The sequence below is a fragment of the Bifidobacterium sp. N5G01 genome (genome assembly GCF_002742425.1).
GTDB lineage: Bacteria > Actinomycetota > Actinomycetes > Actinomycetales > Bifidobacteriaceae > Bifidobacterium > Bifidobacterium hominis.
Genome location: NZ_NJNP01000001.1, coordinates 150,319 through 168,564, shown reverse-complemented (window position 1 = coordinate 168,564; position 18,246 = coordinate 150,319). Strand labels below are relative to the sequence as shown.

At 55.7% G+C, this 18,246-nt stretch carries 14 protein-coding genes; 12 read left to right on the top strand and 2 right to left on the bottom strand.

Going from position 1 to position 18,246, the window contains the following annotated elements:
* Positions 1-21 precede the first annotated feature (21 nt).
* From pgl to dtd, 3 genes are all read left to right on the top strand, one after another.
* Positions 22-813, top strand: coding sequence for a 6-phosphogluconolactonase (gene pgl / locus CE168_RS00720; RefSeq protein WP_099571152.1), 792 nt, complete (start codon positions 22-24; stop codon positions 811-813).
* A 309-nt stretch (positions 814-1,122) separates the two neighbouring features.
* Entirely contained in the window at positions 1,123-1,383 is a 261-nt protein-coding gene (locus CE168_RS00715) for a hypothetical protein (protein WP_236824276.1), read from the top strand.
* A 120-nt stretch (positions 1,384-1,503) separates the two neighbouring features.
* Entirely contained in the window at positions 1,504-1,974 is a 471-nt protein-coding gene (gene dtd, locus CE168_RS00710; protein WP_099570716.1) for a D-aminoacyl-tRNA deacylase, read from the top strand.
* 101 nt (positions 1,975-2,075) lie between these two features.
* Here the strand turns inward: dtd and CE168_RS00705 are convergent, their stop codons facing one another.
* Positions 2,076-2,918 (bottom strand): DUF3737 family protein, encoded by an 843-nt coding sequence (locus CE168_RS00705; protein ID WP_201797047.1) that lies wholly within the window; start codon positions 2,916-2,918, stop codon positions 2,076-2,078.
* Positions 2,919-3,177: 259 nt separating this feature from the next.
* Here CE168_RS00705 and CE168_RS00700 point away from each other — a divergent pair, with 259 nt between their 5' ends.
* The 4 genes from CE168_RS00700 (at position 3,178) to CE168_RS00685 (ending at position 7,130) form a co-directional block, all read left to right on the top strand.
* Positions 3,178-3,963 carry an AzlC family ABC transporter permease gene (locus tag CE168_RS00700; protein ID WP_099570714.1) on the top strand — a complete coding sequence of 262 codons (786 nt, stop codon included), beginning with the start codon at positions 3,178-3,180 and terminating at the stop codon, positions 3,961-3,963.
* Entirely contained in the window at positions 3,960-4,295 is a 336-nt protein-coding gene (locus tag CE168_RS00695) for a branched-chain amino acid transporter permease (protein ID WP_099570713.1), read from the top strand. Before CE168_RS00700 ends, CE168_RS00695 begins: the two co-directional genes overlap by 4 nt.
* Positions 4,296-4,494: 199 nt before the next feature.
* The gene (locus CE168_RS00690; RefSeq protein ID WP_099570712.1) at positions 4,495-6,903 is read left to right on the top strand and encodes a carbon starvation CstA family protein; all 2,409 of its coding nucleotides are present in this window, start codon (positions 4,495-4,497) and stop codon (positions 6,901-6,903) included.
* A 17-nt stretch (positions 6,904-6,920) separates the two neighbouring features.
* Positions 6,921-7,130 carry a YbdD/YjiX family protein gene (locus tag CE168_RS00685; RefSeq protein ID WP_099571151.1) on the top strand — a complete coding sequence of 70 codons (210 nt, stop codon included), beginning with the start codon at positions 6,921-6,923 and terminating at the stop codon, positions 7,128-7,130.
* 140 nt (positions 7,131-7,270) lie between these two features.
* On the opposite strand, the gene CE168_RS00680 is transcribed toward CE168_RS00685, so the two are convergent.
* Positions 7,271-8,506: a glycoside hydrolase family 3 N-terminal domain-containing protein gene (locus CE168_RS00680; protein ID WP_236824274.1), complete on the bottom strand. Its 1,236-nt coding sequence runs from the start codon at positions 8,504-8,506 to the stop codon at positions 7,271-7,273.
* A gap of 133 nt (positions 8,507-8,639) precedes the next feature.
* Here CE168_RS00680 and CE168_RS00675 point away from each other — a divergent pair, with 133 nt between their 5' ends.
* From CE168_RS00675 to eno, 5 genes are all read left to right on the top strand, one after another.
* Entirely contained in the window at positions 8,640-11,888 is a 3,249-nt protein-coding gene (locus CE168_RS00675) for a UPF0182 family membrane protein (protein ID WP_099570711.1), read from the top strand.
* A 106-nt stretch (positions 11,889-11,994) separates the two neighbouring features.
* Positions 11,995-12,507, top strand: coding sequence for a GNAT family N-acetyltransferase (locus CE168_RS00670; protein ID WP_099571149.1), 513 nt, complete (start codon positions 11,995-11,997; stop codon positions 12,505-12,507).
* 87 nt (positions 12,508-12,594) lie between these two features.
* Entirely contained in the window at positions 12,595-13,194 is a 600-nt protein-coding gene (gene pth, locus CE168_RS00665) for an aminoacyl-tRNA hydrolase (RefSeq protein WP_099570710.1), read from the top strand.
* Positions 13,184-16,732, top strand: coding sequence for a transcription-repair coupling factor (mfd, locus tag CE168_RS00660; protein ID WP_099570709.1), 3,549 nt, complete (start codon positions 13,184-13,186; stop codon positions 16,730-16,732). Before pth ends, mfd begins: the two co-directional genes overlap by 11 nt.
* Before the next feature lie 137 nt (positions 16,733-16,869).
* The gene (eno, locus tag CE168_RS00655; RefSeq protein ID WP_099570708.1) at positions 16,870-18,168 is read left to right on the top strand and encodes a phosphopyruvate hydratase; all 1,299 of its coding nucleotides are present in this window, start codon (positions 16,870-16,872) and stop codon (positions 18,166-18,168) included.
* Positions 18,169-18,246: the final 78 nt, after the last annotated feature.

The following is an 18,246-nucleotide window of genomic DNA, read 5'->3' as shown; positions in this document are numbered from 1 at the left end:
GGAACAATGCAGGAAGAGCATATGGCAGAACGTACCACCGTTGTATATCCTAATCCTCAGATTCTGGCTGAAGCCGTGGCCGCACGCACGCTGCTGACCATCACCGATTATCTGTCGGAACCGAATCGCACGCGCGTTGACATTGCCGTGACCGGTGGAACCGACGGCAACCGAGTGTTCGACGCCATGAACGCGAGCCCATTGAACGATGCTGTGGACTGGAGCCGCGTGCACGTATGGTGGGGCGACGAACGATTCGTGGCAGCCGACAGTGACGACCGCAACGCCAAGCAGGCGCGTGAGGCATGGTATGGCAAACTGGTTGACGACGGCCGTATGCCGGCAGGCAACATTCATGCGATGCCGTCCGATGAGCGTAACTTGGAAAGCGTCGCGGCAGCATCACCCGAACAGACTGATGCGGTACTGGCTGAAGCCGCCGCGCAATACCAGCGTGAACTCATTGAACAGTTGGGTGAGAATCCAGCTTTGGACATCGCCATGTTCGGTATGGGACCGGACGCGCATTTCGCATCCCTGTTCCCCGATCACGGCGAGTCGGAGATCGACGATCCGCATGTGCTTGTTGCCGGTGTACAAGATTCACCTAAGCCGCCGCCACTGCGCCTGACGCTGACCGTGCCGATGATCGCACGATCGAAGCACACGTGGGTGTTCACATCCGAAGCGCGCAAGGCGGACGCGGTTGCTGCAGCATTCGCGCAACGCAACAACCCGCATGCGCCAAGCTCCTACGCCGATGGTGAGGAACTGCTCTGGCTCATCGACGAGGGTGCCGCCTCCAGATTGTGATGCAGGAACCGGGACCATGGAATCCCGATAGCCGGGTTCCGTTGGCTCCGTGACGGGCACGTCACCTAAATCTATGTCTGACATGGATTACTTCCATGGCTAAACATCAAGGCTGAATCGTCTGGATGAGTGAGCGCGCAACGCCATGCGTAGTAGTATGGCGGCAGTCAAACATGCCAGACCCTGCATTATGACTAGGAGAGGAAACGTCATCATGGAACAGCCATCTAAGTTCCAACATCAGCTTCAGCCCGATATGCCATCGTCTTCCACGATATCTCCGTCACCTCATCCGGAACAAACTCCGCCATGGGGCGCGCTATGGGTGTTGGCTTGGGACTGGCCAAGGCGGTCAGCAGCTCGGCTGGCGGTGTAATTGGCTCGTTCCGCAGCGGCGATGGACCGGCAGCCCAATTCGGTGACGAAGCGCCGAAAATCGCCGATGCGATGACTTCCGGGTTCATTGAGGGCAACCGTTGGACACTCTTGGTGGCAGGATGCATGCTGCTCATCGGTTTGCTGGCTTCGGTCGCTGTGCGACGCGCGGCATCGACGCACAGCACACACTGACAAACATGAGGCAGGGCGATCTGCTGAATGGTTTTGGTGGGCCAGCAGCTCAACGGCGAAAAGCTCTACTGAAGCCGGCTGATACCAAGACGAAACTGATCGCGCGGTAAGGTGGGGTTTATGAAAGTAGTAGTGCAACGAGTGAGCCAAGCCAGTGTTGACGTTGTTAACGAACTGGGCGCCGTAGACCCCACCTTTGAACCGCAGCAGATTGGACCGGGATTCATGCTGCTGGTCGGTGTAACCGATGAGGATGGTGAGGAGCAGATTTCTTGGCTTGCCCACAAAATCCTCAACCTGCGTGTTTTCGAAGACGAGCAAGGCAAAATGAACCGTTCCATCAAAGACATCGGCGGTGAAATCCTATCCATTTCACAGTTCACGTTGTTTGCCGAAGTGAAGAAAGGCAACCGCCCAAGCTTCGTCAAAGCGGGCAAGCCGGAACATGCCAACATTACTTGGATCAAATTCAACGAAGCGCTGCGATCCGGTGGCGTGCCAGTACGCGAAGGCCGCTTCGGAGCGCATATGCGCGTTGGACTGATCAACGACGGTCCGGTCACCATCGCCATTGACACCGACAATCTGTGATCAATAGTAAAGCGCCGATTGCTTGGTGATATAAAAATATTTGAGGAGCTACAGTATAATTTGCAGCTCCTCAAATATTGTTTTTTGATCGACAGTGATGTTTACCTGTTGTCGGTAATTATCGTCACCTTGTTCGGATCAATCTTCGTTGGGTCAAGCGTCAATTCCTTGATGGCATCCGCACGAATCGTGCCAGACGAAGGATTGAACACACTGTCGACGGTGCTGTGAATATCGGCGTCCACATTCGAATATTCAAAAGCAAGCGTCGTATTGATCAAACGACAATTACGCAACAAGAGATTGTCCACATAGCACAAGCCCTGCAGGCTTTCGATCGTACAATTCTCAAACGTGACATTACGAGAGTTCCAAGCCAAATACTCGCCAGCAATAAACGAATCGCGCACAGTCACATTCTCGCAATTCCAGAAGCAATCTTTGGAAATCAATCGAGAATTCGAAATCTCAATATTGCGTGCGCCATCAAACGGATAATTACCAACCAAACGCAGATTATCAGCCTTGAAATCAGAACAATTCATTGCTAAATAATCACCGCGCGCACTCACATTATTCAGTGAAACATTTGAACAATCCCACAATGTTTCCTCGGCATTGACGAAATCAACGTTCCTCAACAAAACATCATGGCAACGGCGGAAATTCTTCGGCGCTTCAAATGTGCAATCCTCGACGCGAATGTTGTCTGTGTACCACACGCCTGCGCGTGCCATCTCGAACCACGTGCAATCCTTCGCCGAAATATCCGAGCAATACCACAGCGGATACTTCCATTTGAATGAACTCGACTCAAGCTCAATAGCATGTGCATGCTTCAATGGCGACTCGCCATCGTCGAAAATCGTGTCAATATACCGTTTGTCCGATGCTTGAAATTCGGCGCGTTCGCCGGTCAGCAATGCCTGACGGACCTCTTGCATGTCGCTCATTGATAACTCTCCTTGGAAAAACGCTCTGTTGCCAAGATAGAAACCTCGAGTACTTGAAGTCAAACGTATGGCCATGTTTCGCAGGAGGCGGAATAGGTCGAGAGGATTAAGCGCGTTATAAGCAATGCCGATATGCAAGCGGGTGTTTGCGGAACATGAATGTCGGTACCATAAATTGGGCGATTGAACAATTAAGCAATCGCAAGGTATTGCAGTCATATATGAAACTTGCCGTGTAAGGCAGAGAGGAATGCGGATGAGCCAGCAGCGTGGGGGAGTGAGGACGCATGCGCTCAAAGCCACGTTCCCCAAAGTGCTGCCGATTTGCGTCAGCTTCTTCTTTCTGGCCATGTCGTACGGCGTGCTTATGGGCGCGCGTGGTTTTTCGTTCCTATGGTCGCTGTGCATGAGCGCGTTCATCTATACCGGTTCCATGGAATTCGTTACAGTGAATCTGCTGGTTTCCGCATTCAATCCGTTCGCCACGCTTATGCTGGCGATGATGATGGGAACGAGGCACCTGTTTTACGGTCTGTCCATGTTGGAGCGTTTCAAAAACATGGGGGCGAAAAAACCGTACTTGATCTACGCCATGTGCGACGAGACATTCGCAGTCAACAATAGCGCGCAGATACCGGCAGGCGTCGACCGCGGCTGGTTTTATTTCTTCGTGTCGCTGCTGAATCAGGTTTCATGGGTGGCTGGGGCGACGTTCGGCGGCATTGTCGGCGGGCGATTGACGTTCGACATGACCGGTTTGGACTTTGTGATGACCGCGCTGTTCGTGGTCATTTTCGTAGATCAATGGCTGACTACGAAACTCAAAAGCCATATGGCGGCATTGACGGGCATTATGGTGCCGGTGATCTGCCTGGCACTGTTTGGCGCTGATAATTTCATGATTCCGTCGTTGATCGCCATGCTGGTGATGTTCATTGTGTTGCGTCCGTATTTGGATGATCTGAAACATGATGATGCCGATGGTGAGGTCGGATTTGCTGCGGACCGAAACGAAGTGGGGGAGGCACGTTCATGATCATGACCACATGGCAGGGCATTGTTACCGTACTGATGGCGGTACTTGGCACCATCATCACCCGTTTTCTGCCGTTCATGCTTTTCCCGGAATCAAAGAAGCCGCCGCGTATCGTCGACTATCTCGGCAACGTGCTTCCGTACGCCATGACCGGACTGCTGGTGGTGTATTCGCTTAAAAACGTCAATCCTTTTGCCGGAAGCCATGGCATTCCCGAAGCGATCGCCATCGCCGTAATCGTCATACTGCACATATGGAAACGCAGCATGCTGCTCTCCATCGCCGGCGGCACCGCCATATATATGGCATTGCTTCAGCTTGTTTTTGTTTGATTATCCATTTTGCAGGATTCCTCAAAATTGAAGTGCGTTTTATAGGGATTTTCCACAGTTGTTATTGCTGATATCCCATATCGTGAGAAGAAATGCGTTGATGCGATTGACGAGCCTACTCTTTTTCTTTAGCCGATAAGGAGCTGTGTTGAGCGGCTCTGGCTGTATCGAAGAGTTATATCTAACGAGAGAGAACAATATGACTAGTGCAGCAAGCACTGCCAATGCCGCGGTTCCAGCGCCCGGCAAACTGGAGTTCAAGGATGATTACACGCCTGAGGAGGCGGAACGCGTCATCCGCAATTCGAAGGGGCTCCCTGTCGGTGTGAAGCCGAAGATGGTGTGGACGTGGCCGAAGGCCCTGCTGTGGGCCGCCATCGCCATTGTGTGCGCTATTGGTTGGGCTATTCTGGCGGTTTCCCGTGGCGAGCAGATCAGCGCCATCTGGTTCGTGGTTGTGGCATTGTGCTCCTACGCGATCGCTTACCGTTTCTACGCGTATTATATTCAGATCAAGATCATGCGTACCGACGATGCGAACGCGACGCCGGCCGAGCGCGTGCATGACGGCGCCAACTTCGAACGTGCCGACCGTCGCGTGCTGTTCGGCCAGCATTTCGCCGGCATTTCCGGTGCGGGCCCGCTTGTTGGTCCTATTCTGGCCGCCCAAATGGGTTATCTGCCGTCCGTGATGTGGATCATTCTCGGTGTGATTTTCGCCGGCGCCGTGCAGGATATGCTCATGCTGTGGATCTCCGCCAAGCGTCGCGGCCGTTCCTTCGGCCAGATGGCAACCGACGAAATGGGCAAGTTCGGCGGCACTATCCTATCGATCTTCCTGATCGTGATGACCGCCATCGCCATGGCATTCCTTGCGCTCGTGGCCATCAAGGCCATGGCTTCCTCGCCGTGGGCCGTGTTCTCTATTGGTATGACCATTCCGATCGCCTTGATCATGGGCTGCTTCCAGCGTTTCCTGCATCGTAGCGTTATCGAAACCACGGTGCTCGGCTTCGTGCTGCTCGTGATCGACATCATCGCTGGCGGTTGGATCTCCAGCGTTCCGGCAATCGCCGACGTGTTCACGTTGAACGCCAAGGAACTGGTTATCGCACTGGTGATCTACTCCTTCGCCGCCGCCGCGTTGCCGCACTGGCTGCTCGTCACCCCGCGTGACTACCTGTCCACGCTGATGAAGATCGGCACGCTTGTGCTGCTCGTGCTCGGCATTCTCATCGCCAATCCGTCCGTGCAGATGCCGGCTCTGACTGAATTCGCGTCCACCTCCACGGGACCGACCTTTGCAGGCGACCTGTTCCCGTTCCTGTTCATCACCATCGCGTGCGGCGCTCTTTCCGGCTTCCACGGCGCAGTGAGCTCCGGCCTGACCCCGAAGGCTGTGGAGAAGGAAAACCAGATCCGCATGATCGGCTACGGCTCCATGCTGGTTGAATCCTTCACCGCCGTGATCGCACTGATTGCAGCCATCACCATTTCCCAGGGCGTCTACTTCTCCACGAACATGTCCGCCTCGCAGATCTCCACCGCTTCCGGCGTGACCCTGACCGCCACTTCCACTCCTGACGAGCAGGCTGAGGCCGCGGTCAAGGCCGTGGATTCGATGAAGGTTTCCGACATTGAAGGCAGCCAGATGAAGGTCACTTGGGATTCTGTCGACGAGAACGGCAATGCCAAGACCTATGAAGGTGCCGACGCTTTGAAGCAGGCCGCTTCCGACATTGGCGAGAACACCATCGTTTCCCGCACCGGCGGCGCCACCACGTTCGCTATGGGTATGGCCAACTTCCTCAAGTCCTACCTCGGCGGTCATGACTCCATGGCCTTCTGGTACCACTTCGCCATCATGTTCGAAGCGTTGTTCATCCTCACCACCGTTGACAACGGCACCCGCGTGGCCCGTTATCAGATTGGTGAGTTGCTGGGCAACGTGCGCAAGCTGAAGAAGTTCGCTGATCCGACATGGAAACCGGGCAACATCATCACCACGCTGATCGCAACCGCCCTGTGGGGTGGCCTGCTGTGGGTCGGCGTGTGCGATACGAATGGTGGTATCAACGCCATGATGCCTATTTTCGGTATTTCCAACCAGCTGCTTGCCGCCGCATGCTTCATGCTGGTCACCGTTTGCGTGGCCAAGCTTGGCTATAAGAAGTACCTGTGGATTCCTGTTGTTCCTCTCGTTTGGGATGTGGCCGTGACCTTCACCGCCGACTTCCAGAAGATCGTCGGACCGATCAGTTACTTCGCCACCGCTTCCAAGTACCAGGCGCTGATCGATGGCGGCACTTTGGAAGGCGAAGCGTTGGTCAACGCCAAGGCCGCACTCTCCAATGCGTACCTTGACGGCGTGCTCTCCGTGTTCTTCATGGTCATGATGGGAGTCTTCCTGGTCATCGGTATCTACCAGACCGTGAAGATTCTTGCCAAGGGCAAGTTCGGTGTGGAAACCACGTCCGAGGAGCCGTTCGTGGAATCCGAATGGTTCGCACCGTCCAGCCTGATCGCCACCAAGCTCGAAAAGAAGGTGCAGCGCGAATACGCCGCCAAGAGCTACGAGCTGGCGCAGAAGGAACAGGCCGCAGCCTGATGCAGGGACTCACCACCATGGTCAGACGAATCTGGTCCGCCTTATTGAAAGCCAAGGCCGGATTCGTCTGGTATGTGCGCGAATTCAGTGGAGAAGCGAAATACGACCACTATCTGGAGCATTTCGCAAGCGAACATCCCGGCGAAACCCCGCTGACCGAACGTGAATATTGGCGCATGCGAGAGGAATACGATCGCAAGCATCCCAACACCAGTTGCTGTTGCTGAAATTAACGGCCATACATAAACAATCCCCGTCTTTCATTTCGGAAGACGGGGATTGTTTTTCTTATATTTATGTTGCTTGCTTGCGATTATTCCTATACTGAAGATATTCGATTGCATGTTCCGCAATCAATATTTCGCAATCAAGAAGCGAGTCCCATGCTGTATTTCAATGTCATCACACGAATCGCGGACTGCGTTACTTTGTCTGCAAAAGCGGAATCGGCCGCGGCTTTTGCATTCAGCCCATCCAAAATCGGTTGAACATAATCGGAAGCGCCAATGCAGGCAAGATCACCTCCGGCATCGACCAATCGCACCCCCAAATCACTTGGCTGAATGCCGCCCAACGCAGTGGCGGACAAAGAATCCGAAGTGATGACACCTTGGAATCCGACCGTATTGCGCAAATAATCCGTTACCAAAGCGCTGGAGAACACGGCAGGATTATTCGGATCAATGGACTGATAGGTGGCAAGCGACATCATCACCATGGAAGGATTCGCTTCCAGCGTACTATTGAACGCGCCGATTTCCGCACCATCCAAGGTGGTGGTGGTATCAAGAATGCCGTCGGCGGTGAAATCGGTGTTGCCCGTCACCGAACCCAAACCAGGATAGTGTTTGATGGCGCTGCCTACACCCGAATCCGCCATGCCCTGAATGAACGCCTTGGCATGGTCGGCATTGCCGTCCGCATCAAGACCAAAATCACGATACAGTGCGCCGATCGGGTCATTGGAAGCCCTATCTACCGTTACCGTGCCCACCACCGGCGCCAAATCGACATTGATGCCAGCCGACTTAAGCTGGGAACCCCATACGGCCGCCGACTGACGAAGCTGATCGGTCGACATCGTTCCCTGATAAGTGGCGGAAGGAATCTGGTCGAAACCAGAACCCTGAAGATGCTGCACCAAACCACCTTCCTGATCGGTGGTCATCAACAGCTGATTATTGTCCGGCGCATACGATTGCAATGCGGATGTGGCTGCGGCGACACCGGCCGTCCCCGAATTCCAGTTGCCGATGATCAGCACCGAACCGACATGCTGGTTCACGATGAGATCCTGCAATGAGGAAGGATCAGATCCCGCGTAGAGGGGTGCCAGGACAAGCTGACCGACGCGCTCTGCAAGACTCATGGCCTTGACTGCAGCTACGGCTTTGCCATGCGGAGAGTCGTCCACCACGCTCGGCACACTGGATTTGTCAAGCGAATCATGCGATGCGTCGGATCGCTGCGAATTCGATTGCTCGGATTGACTGGAACCAACACTCGAATCCGTGTTGGATGAACATCCGGCGAACGATAGCGGCAGTGCTATGGCGCACAGTGCGACAGCAAAACGAGCGAAATGAACGTGGACCCTTTTCATGGTGTCATTATCACATGCCGGTGATGACGAATCCTCTCGCATGGGGAAATGCAGGCGGATTCGTGTTCGTGGATTGCGTAAACGTTAGGCTGGCGGCGTAAAGCCGTTCCGTGCCTATCGATAGGCTATTAGCATGTCTTTCTTTGATATGTTTGGTCCCATGTTTGACCCGGGAAGCGGCCCGAACCGTCCTCAAGGGCAGCGTGCCAATAAATCCGGTAACGATGATCCCATCATTCTCAATGTCGAAACCGATGGCGACAACACCGCCCGGTCTTCGGCGAACATGCCTCCAAGAGGCCCGTCCGGTCCGCGCATCACACGCAAGCCGAACCGCCCACGAAAACCGTCGAATGGCAGCAAAATTCTGATCGGAGTGGTGCTGGCGCTCGCCATTATCGTCGGACTGTTCTTCGGTCTGGCGCAGTTCATCACCGACGTTATGTGGTATGCGCAGCTTGGCTTCCAAAGCGTCATTTGGACGCAGCTGGGCACTAGGGTAGGCCTGTGGGTGGCATATGCGCTGTTGATCGCCGCGGTCGGATTCCTTTCTGCGTCGCTTGCGATCTGGGCCCGCCCTGACGCTGCAGACGGCTCCACCATTCGCATTAACGGCGACACCATCGAAGTAGGCAAAGGCGTAAGTTCGAAGAGCGCACGTCGTGTGGCAGTGGTGATTTCACTGATCGTCGGTCTGATGTTCGGATCGCAGTTCAATGCGAACTGGTCTGAGATCCTGCTGATGTTCAATGCCCAGAGCTTCGGCACCACCGATCCGCAATTCGGCATCGACAACGGTTTCTACGTATTCGTATTGCCTGGCTTGAAGTTGATTATGTCGGCGGTGTCGTTGCTGCTGCTGGCAGGTATCATCTTCTCCATCGTCACGCATGTGATGATGGGCGGCATCCGTATCACCATGCCAGTGCATGGCCGTGGACTGTTCCACATCACCAAGCGCGCCCGTAGGCAGATCGGCATCTGGCTGATGCTCAACATGTTCGCTTGGGCCGCGAATCAGGTGCTCGGCGTGTTCTCCCACCTCACGCAGGAGGGTAGCCGCATTACCGGCGCCACCTACACCACGGTCAACGCCACGATTCCCGTTACCTTCATCATGGCCGCCATCACCGCCATATTGGGTGTGATTCTCGGCGTGTGGATCATGAAATCGCATGCTCTGGAAGGTCAGGCCCCGATTGCGGCACGCGCTTCCGAAGCGTTCAAGGCGTGGAAAGTGCCGACCGTGGCCATCGCATCCGCCATTGTAGTGAGCTTGGTGCTTACCGTGGCATGGCCGATGCTACTGCAGCGTTTCCGAGTGAACCCGAATGCGCAGGAGATGGAATCAACCTATATCCAACGCAATATCGACGCCACGCGTGAAGCTTACGGTTTGAACAATGTGAAGACGGAACAATACCAAGCCACCACCGAAGGCGAGGAAGGCGCGCTGGCCGATTCCGCGGAATCGACTGCGCAGATCCGACTGCTCGATCCGCAGATAGTTTCCCCAACGTTCAAGCAGTTGCAGCAATCCAAGCAGTACTACACGTTTGCCGACACTCTTGCCGTCGACAAATATGAGGTCGATGGCGTGAGCCAAGACACGGTGATCGCGGCACGCGAACTTGACCTTGCCGGTCTTGACAATCGCAACTGGGTCAACGACCATACCGTGTATACGCACGGCTATGGTGTGGTGGCCGCCTACGGCAACAAGGTGACCGCTGACGGCCAGCCGAAGTTCTTTGAGGCGGGCATCCCAACCCAAGGCAAGCTCACCGAATCCGAACAGTATGAGCCACGCATCTACTTCTCGCCGAACGCTTCCGAATATTCGATTGTGGGCGCTCCGGAAGGCACGCAGTCGTGGGAGTTCGATTACCCGACCGGTTCCGAAGGAGCCACGAACACCTTCGACGGCGACGGCGGTCCAAAGATCGGCAATGTCTTCTCCCGACTGCTGTATGCCATCCGTTTCGGCTCCGACCAGATTCTGTTCTCCAACCGTGTGAACTCCGAATCGCAAATCCTCTACGATCGTTCCCCGAAGGAGCGTGTGGCCAAGGTCGCACCATACCTGACGCTTGACGGTCGTGTGTACCCGGCGGTTGTGGATGGCCGCGTCAAGTGGATCGTCGACGGCTACACCACTTCCGACGCCTACCCGTATTCGCAGATGACCGATCTGGGCGAAGCCTCTAAGGATTCCACCACGGAATCTTCTGCCACCGTGAGCGAGTTGGCTTCGAAGAACGCCAACTATATTCGCAACTCCGTGAAAGCCACCGTCGATGCATATGACGGTTCCGTGGACCTGTATGTGTGGGACGAATCCGATCCGGTGATTAAGGCATGGCAGAAGATCTTCCCCGGCCAGTACCACCAGCTGTCGGAGATTTCCGGCGATCTGATGAGCCACCTGCGTTACCCGGAAAGCCTGTTCAAGGTGCAGCGCGAACTGTTGACCAAATATCATGTGTCGAGCGCCAACCAGTTCTTCTCTGGTGAGGATTTCTGGCAGACCCCGGTCGATCCGACCGAATCCCAGCAGGCGCAGGAACGTGACATTTTGCAACCGCCCTACTATTTGACGCTGCAGACCGGCGGCTCCAACGAGCCGGTGTTCTCATTGACGTCGTCGTATATTCCCGCAGGTACGTCAACCCGAGAGATTTTGACGGGATTCCTGTCTGTCGATTCCGATGCGGGCAACGAAAAAGGCAAGATCGGCGCGAACTATGGCACTCTTCGATTGCAGGAGTTGCCGAAGGATTCCAATGTGCCAGGCCCCGGTCAGGCACAGAACAACTTCAATGCGTCGGCCGACGTATCGAAGGAACTTAACCTGCTCGAATCCGGCTCCACCAATGTGCAGCGAGGCAATCTGCTCACACTGCCGCTCGGTGGTGGACTGGTGTACGTGCAGCCGGTGTATGTCAAGTCCTCCGGTTCCACCAGCTTCCCGCTGCTGAAGAAGGTATTGGTGGCCTTCGGCGACCAGGTCGGATTCGCCAACACGCTGGACGAAGCGCTTGATCAGGTGTTCGGCGGCAACTCCGGCGCGTCCGCGGGCGACGCCGAAAACGTCAACGGTTCCACCAGCAGCAAGACCGACACGAGCGATACCAGTGACGGTTCTTCCGGAACGGACGGCACTGACTCGTCATCTGGATCGAATTCCGGCGATGGCGGCAGTTCCGACAGCACTGGCGGTTCCAGCACGATGAGCAACGATCTGAAGAGTGCCCTCAACGACGCTTCCCAGGCTATGAAGGATTCCGACGCGGCCATGAAGAAGGGCGATTGGTCCGCTTATGGCGAAGCGCAGAAGAAACTTCAGGAAGCGTTGAACAAGGCGCTCGAACTCGAACAGTAGTTTTCGTACGATTTCCGAACGAGCGCTGTTTGCATAAGGCGGAAGGACTGTTCCTCATATGGAACCGTCCTTCCGCCTTATGCGCATGCCCGGTATGCTCAAATGCATGACCGAGTATTCCTATCGCGTCGCAACGCAAGACGACATTCAAGCAATCACCGACATTTACAATGCGGCAGTCATACGAGGGGGATCATCAGCCGATACAACCCCACGCACATACGAACAGCGCAAAGCATGGGTTGAATCGCATCATGATCCGTACGCGGTGTTCGTCACGGAAACGGTAGATGATGACGGAAAGAAGCAGATCATTGGATTCAGCGCGCTTTCCGTTTTCTATGATCGCGCGGGATATGACGGCGTTACCGATCTTGCCTACTACATCGACCCGCAATGGCAGGGCAGGGGAGTCGGTACGTATACGCTCACCAAACTGCTCGAAGAATGCCGGAAACGTAATATGCGTAAGGCATGCGGCATTATTTTCGCAGACAATGCCGGTTCGATCGCGCTCATGAAACGGTTCGGTTTTACACAGTTTGGACTCATGCCAACCGCCGCCACCGATTCCACCGGCACCATGCGTGACATGAGTTACTGGTATCTCGACCTGTAAGTACAATCTTTGCGGTTATCAAGACGAGACAACGTGGCGCAATATGAATGCGCGCAATCGTATGTATGAATGAATGGAACGATTTCAATGGCATCTGATTTCTGGCTGATTGCAGGACTCGGCAATCCGGGCTCCAAATATGAAGGCACCCGTCACAATATGGGATTTATGGCAGCTGATCTGCTTGCCGAACGTTGGTCGGTCAACTTTTCCGACCATAAAGGGCTTGCCATGCTCGGCAAGGGTGTGATGAACCTGTCTGGTCGTAACGTCAAATTCTTCCTGGCCAAGCCGCTCACCTACATGAACGAGTCAGGCAATGCATTGGCTTCCATCAGCGCCTACTACCAGATTGAACCGGACCATATCGTGGTGATTCACGATGACATGGATCTTGATTTCGGACGTATCAAAGTCAAGGCAGGCGGCTCCGCAGGCGGCCATAATGGCATCAAGTCGATTGATCGCGCCTTGGGAACTCCGAAGTATGCCCGTGTGCGCATGGGCGTTGGCCACGCGCAGCGAGGTGCCCACGCCCACGACAACACCGTGAACTGGGTGCTGGGCGGATTCGGGCCGGATCAGCGCAAGCAGCTTCCGGAATTCCTCGCCGATGGCGCTGATGCCGCTGAAACCATCATCTTCAGTGGCCTCACCAAGGCTCAGGAGCAGTTCAATGGCCGCTGAACCGGTGCAGTTGCCGACTTCAGGTTCTCTGGCTGGCATTCTTGACGTACTCGAAACCGACGAGGATTTTCGTGCACTGATTTCCGGTGAGATCGAGGTGCCGGAATCCGACATAGACCCCAGCATTACCGTTGGCATTCCCGAAGGATTGCGCCCGGCACTGGCCGCTGGAGCATCGGGAACGCGGCCGGTTGTGCTTGTGGTGGCCTCTGGCCGCGAAGCCGAGGAAACGGTCGAGGCGATTCGTTCGTGGTATTCCGGCGATCCAAACGACGTGGCACAGCTTGAAGCATGGGAAACTTTGCCGCATGAACGCCTTTCGCCACGTGCCGATACCGTGGCAAGCCGCATGGCGGTGTTCCGCAGGCTAAAGCACCCTCAAGAGGGAAGCAAGCTGTTCGGACCCATCCGCATTCTCGTCATGCCGGTGCGATCCCTGATCCAGCCAGTGGTTGCAGGTTTGGCCGACGTGGAGCCTTTGGTGTTCTCTCAAGGCGAGGAATTGGCGCTCGAAGAGGCGTCGAGTCGACTGGTGGAAAACGCCTATACTCGAGTCGACTTGGTGATGGATCGTGGTGAATTCGCGGTGCGAGGCGGCATTATCGACGTGTTTCCGCCGACATTGCCGCATCCGGTGCGTATTGAGTTCTTCGGTGATGAGATCGATACCATCAGGGAGTTCCACGCTTCGGATCAGCGCACATATGGTGAGGACGTTCCTGTGGTTTGGGCCACGCCATGCCGTGAACTGCAATTGACCGACAAGGTGCGCAAGCGTGCGAAATCCCTGATTGGATCCATTCCCAATGCCGAAGACATGCTAGAGTCCATTGCCAACGCCATTCCGGTCGAAGGTATGGAATCGTTGCTTCCCGCATTGGTCGATGACATGGAGCCGGTGCAGGGCATGTTGCCCAAGCATGCGCTGGTCATGCTATCCGATCCGGAAAAATTGCGTCGTTCGGCTGACGATCTCGCAAAAACCGCCAATGAGTTTCTTGCTGCCAGCTGGCATGTCGCAGCATCCGGTCATGGTGCCGGCGCTCCGATTACGTTCGATCAGGCGAATTTCTACGATTTTGAAGAAACGATTTCATCGCTGGTTTTCTCAAGACACGACGTATGGAAGCTTACGAGTTTCGGCGTGGACCCAAGCAGGGAAGGGCACATTCAGCTCGACGCTTCCAATCCCGGCGAATATCGCGGGGATGAAGCCAAAGCCGCATCCGGTATCGAAGGTCTTCTCGATGCCGGCTATGCCGTCACCGTCACTGCAGGAGCGAAAGGCACTCTTGTTCGACTCAAGCGTGCCATCAACGAAACGGGAATCGCCAACTTCGACTGCATCAGATCGCGTGCCATCGACGGATTCGTTGACAACGCGGCGAAAGTCGCGTTGCTTACCGAGCGCGACCTGACCGGACGCACATCGGCTGCGGGGCAGACAAAAACACCGAAACGCCGCCGTAAGGCCATCGACCTAATGGAGCTCAAGGCCGGCGATTACGTGGTGCACGAGCAGCATGGCATCGGCCGGTTCCTCGAAATGCGCCAGCGTACCATCGGAGCGGGTGCCAACCAGACCACACGCGAATATCTGGTCATCGAATACGCATCCAGCAAACGCGGCGCCCCTGCCGACAAACTGTTCATCCCCACCGATCAGCTTGACCAAGTCAGCAAATACATCGGTGCCGACGCTCCGAAACTCAACAAACTGGGCGGATCCGACTGGGCTGCTACCAAGGCGAAAGCGCGTAAGCATGTGCACGAAATCGCCGAAGATCTGGTCAAACTGTATTCGGCACGTCAACGCATGCAGGGGCATGCCTTCAGCAAAGACACCCCTTGGCAGAAAGAATTGGAAGACGCTTTCCCATACCAAGAAACCGCCGATCAGCTGACTACCATCGACGAAGTCAAATCCGATATGGAAAAGTCCGTGCCGATGGATCGCCTGATTTGCGGCGACGTGGGATTCGGCAAAACCGAAATCGCCGTACGTGCCGCATTCAAGGCGGTGCAGGATTCCAAACAGGTGGCTGTACTGGTGCCGACCACATTGCTGGTGCAACAGCATTTCGAGACGTTCACCGAACGTTTTGAAGGATTCCCGGTGAAGGTAAGGGCGATGAGCCGTTTCCAAACCACCAAGGAGATCAGCGACACCATCAAGGGACTTGAAGACGGTTCCGTCGATGTGGTGATCGGCACGCACAAACTGCTTGGGCCGAAGGTCAAATTCAAGGATCTGGGACTGGTCATCATCGATGAGGAGCAGCGTTTCGGTGTCGAACACAAAGAGACGTTGAAGGCGCTGCGTACCAATGTGGATGTGCTGAGTCTGTCGGCAACGCCGATTCCGCGTACGCTGGAGATGGCCGTTACGGGCATTCGTGAAATGTCCACGTTGGCCACGCCTCCGGAAGACCGCTTGCCGGTGCTTACTTACGTTGGCGCGTATGAGGATGCTCAGGTCACTGCTGCGGTCAGGCGTGAGCTGTTGCGCGGTGGCCAGGTGTTCTACGTGCATAACCGAGTGCAAGACATCGCTTCGGTTGCCGCGAAGATTCACGAGCTGGTGCCGGAATCGCATGTCGGCATCGCCCATGGCAAGATGGGGGAGAAGCAGCTCGACGGTGTGATCCGAGACTTCTGGCATCGCGACATTGACGTGCTCGTGTGTACCACCATCATCGAAACCGGTCTTGATATTTCCAATGCGAATACGTTGATCGTCGATCATGCCGACCGTTTCGGCCTAAGCCAGCTGCACCAGCTGCGTGGCCGTGTCGGGCGAGGCCGTGAACGTGCCTACGCGTACTTCCTGTACGATCCGACCAAGCCGATGACCCAGCAATCGCATGACCGACTGGCCACCATCGCGCAGAACACTGCGCTTGGTTCAGGTTTTGACGTGGCGATGAAGGATCTCGAGCTGCGTGGCACCGGCAATCTGCTGGGCGACGAGCAGAGCGGGCATATCGAGGGCGTTGGCTTCGATCTGTATGTGCGCATGGTTTCCGAAGCTGTCGAACAGTACAAGGAGCCGGAACGTACGGAATCGGTTGCTGTCACAATCGATCTGCCGATCGAAGCGTCCATTCCCGTCAGCTACATCGATTCCGACAAGTTGCGATTGGAAGCCTACCGCAAGCTGGCAGGGGCACGTACGGAAGCCGATCTCGACGAGTTGCGCGATGAGCTTACGGATCGTTACGGCAAGCCCCCGGTCGATTTCGAAGCATTGTTCGATGTGGCGAGATTGCGATTCAAAGCAAGAAAGCTTGGCATTACGGAGATCATCGGTCAAGGGCGTAACATTCGCGTGTCCAAATTCCAGCCACGTGAATCCGTGCAGATGCGCATGGCACGAATCTACAAAGGCATCCAGTACAGGCCAGTCACCCAAACGTATGTGATCCCCACCCCGTTTGCGGGTTCGCTTGGATCCGGGCCAATGAGTTCCGATGAGGTCGTTGGATGGACGAACCAGCTTCTCGACGATCTTGACTGGAAGCCGACGCCAGGGAGATAACAGGTGAAGTTCCGGACGCATCCGACACGATTTACGTGAGCGTTCACATAAATCGTGTCGGATAAGTTTGCCATACGTCCACAAAACGCACTATTCTAGGCAATGTCATCACAACCTAACGTTTATAAGGAGTAGTTGTGGCAGTAATTGAAAGCGTTTACGCGCGTCAGATTCTCGATTCCCGCGGCAACCCGACCGTTGAGGTCGTCCTCGACACCGAAGACGGTGCCCAGGGTCTGGGTCTCGTTCCGTCCGGTGCTTCCACCGGCGAAGCTGAGGCTTGGGAGCGTCGCGATGGCGACAAGTCCGTGTACCAGGGCAAGGGTGTTCTCAACGCCGTTAAGGCCGTGAATGAAGAGATCGCTCCGAAGGTCATCGGCATGGACGCTTCCGACCAGCGCGCTCTCGATGAGGTCATGATCGAGCTCGACGGCACCCCGAACAAGGGTCGTCTGGGCGCCAACGCCATCCTCGGCGTGTCCCTGGCTGCTCTGTACGCCTCCGCTGAGTCCGCAGGCCAGCCGCTGTACCGCTACATCGGCGGCACCAACGGCCACATCCTGCCGGTTCCGAACATGAACATCATGAACGGTGGCGCTCACGCTGACTTCGCCACCGACATTCAGGAGTACATGATCTCCCCGTACGGCTTCGACACCTACAGCGAGGCTCTGCGTGCAGGCGTTGAGGTCTACCACACCCTGAAGAACGTCCTGAAGAAGGAAGGCCTGGCCACCGGCCTCGGCGACGAGGGCGGCTTCGCTCCGAAGATGAAGTCCAACAAGGACTCCCTGAACTACATCATGGACGCCATCTCCGCCGCCGGCTACGAGCCGGGCAAGCAGATCGGCATCTCCCTTGACGTGGCTTCCTCCGAGTTCTACAACAAGGAGACCGGCAAGTACCACTTCGAAGGTGATGATCGTGAAGCCGGCTACATGCTCGACTTCTACGAGAACCTCATCAACGAGTACCCGATCGTTTCCATCGAGGATCCGTTCCAGGAAGAAGGCTGGGAAGACTGGGCTGCCATCACCTCCAAGCTCGGCGATCGCCTGCAGTTCGTCGGCGACGACCTGCTGGTCACCAACCCGGCACGTCTGGCTAAGGGCATCGAGCTCGGCGCCGCCAACTCCCTGCTGGTCAAGCTGAACCAGATCGGTACCGTTACCGAGACCCTCGACGCCATCGAGCTGGCCACCAAGAACGGCTTCACCTCCATGGTTTCCCACCGTTCCGGCGAGACCCCGGACACCACCATCTCCGACCTGGCTGTGGCAAAGAACACCGGCCAGATCAAGACCGGTGCTCCGGCTCGTGGCGAGCGTATCGCCAAGTACAACCGCCTGCTCGAGATCGAGGAGGAGCTCGGCTCCACCGCTCAGTATGCTGGCTACAGCGCTTTCAAGGCTTGCAAGAAGTACATCGCCAAGTGAGCGTAAGCGCATTGAATATGCGCTGATATAGAATGCCCGTCGTGTTCCTCGTCGAATGCGACGGGTATTTTCGTTGCT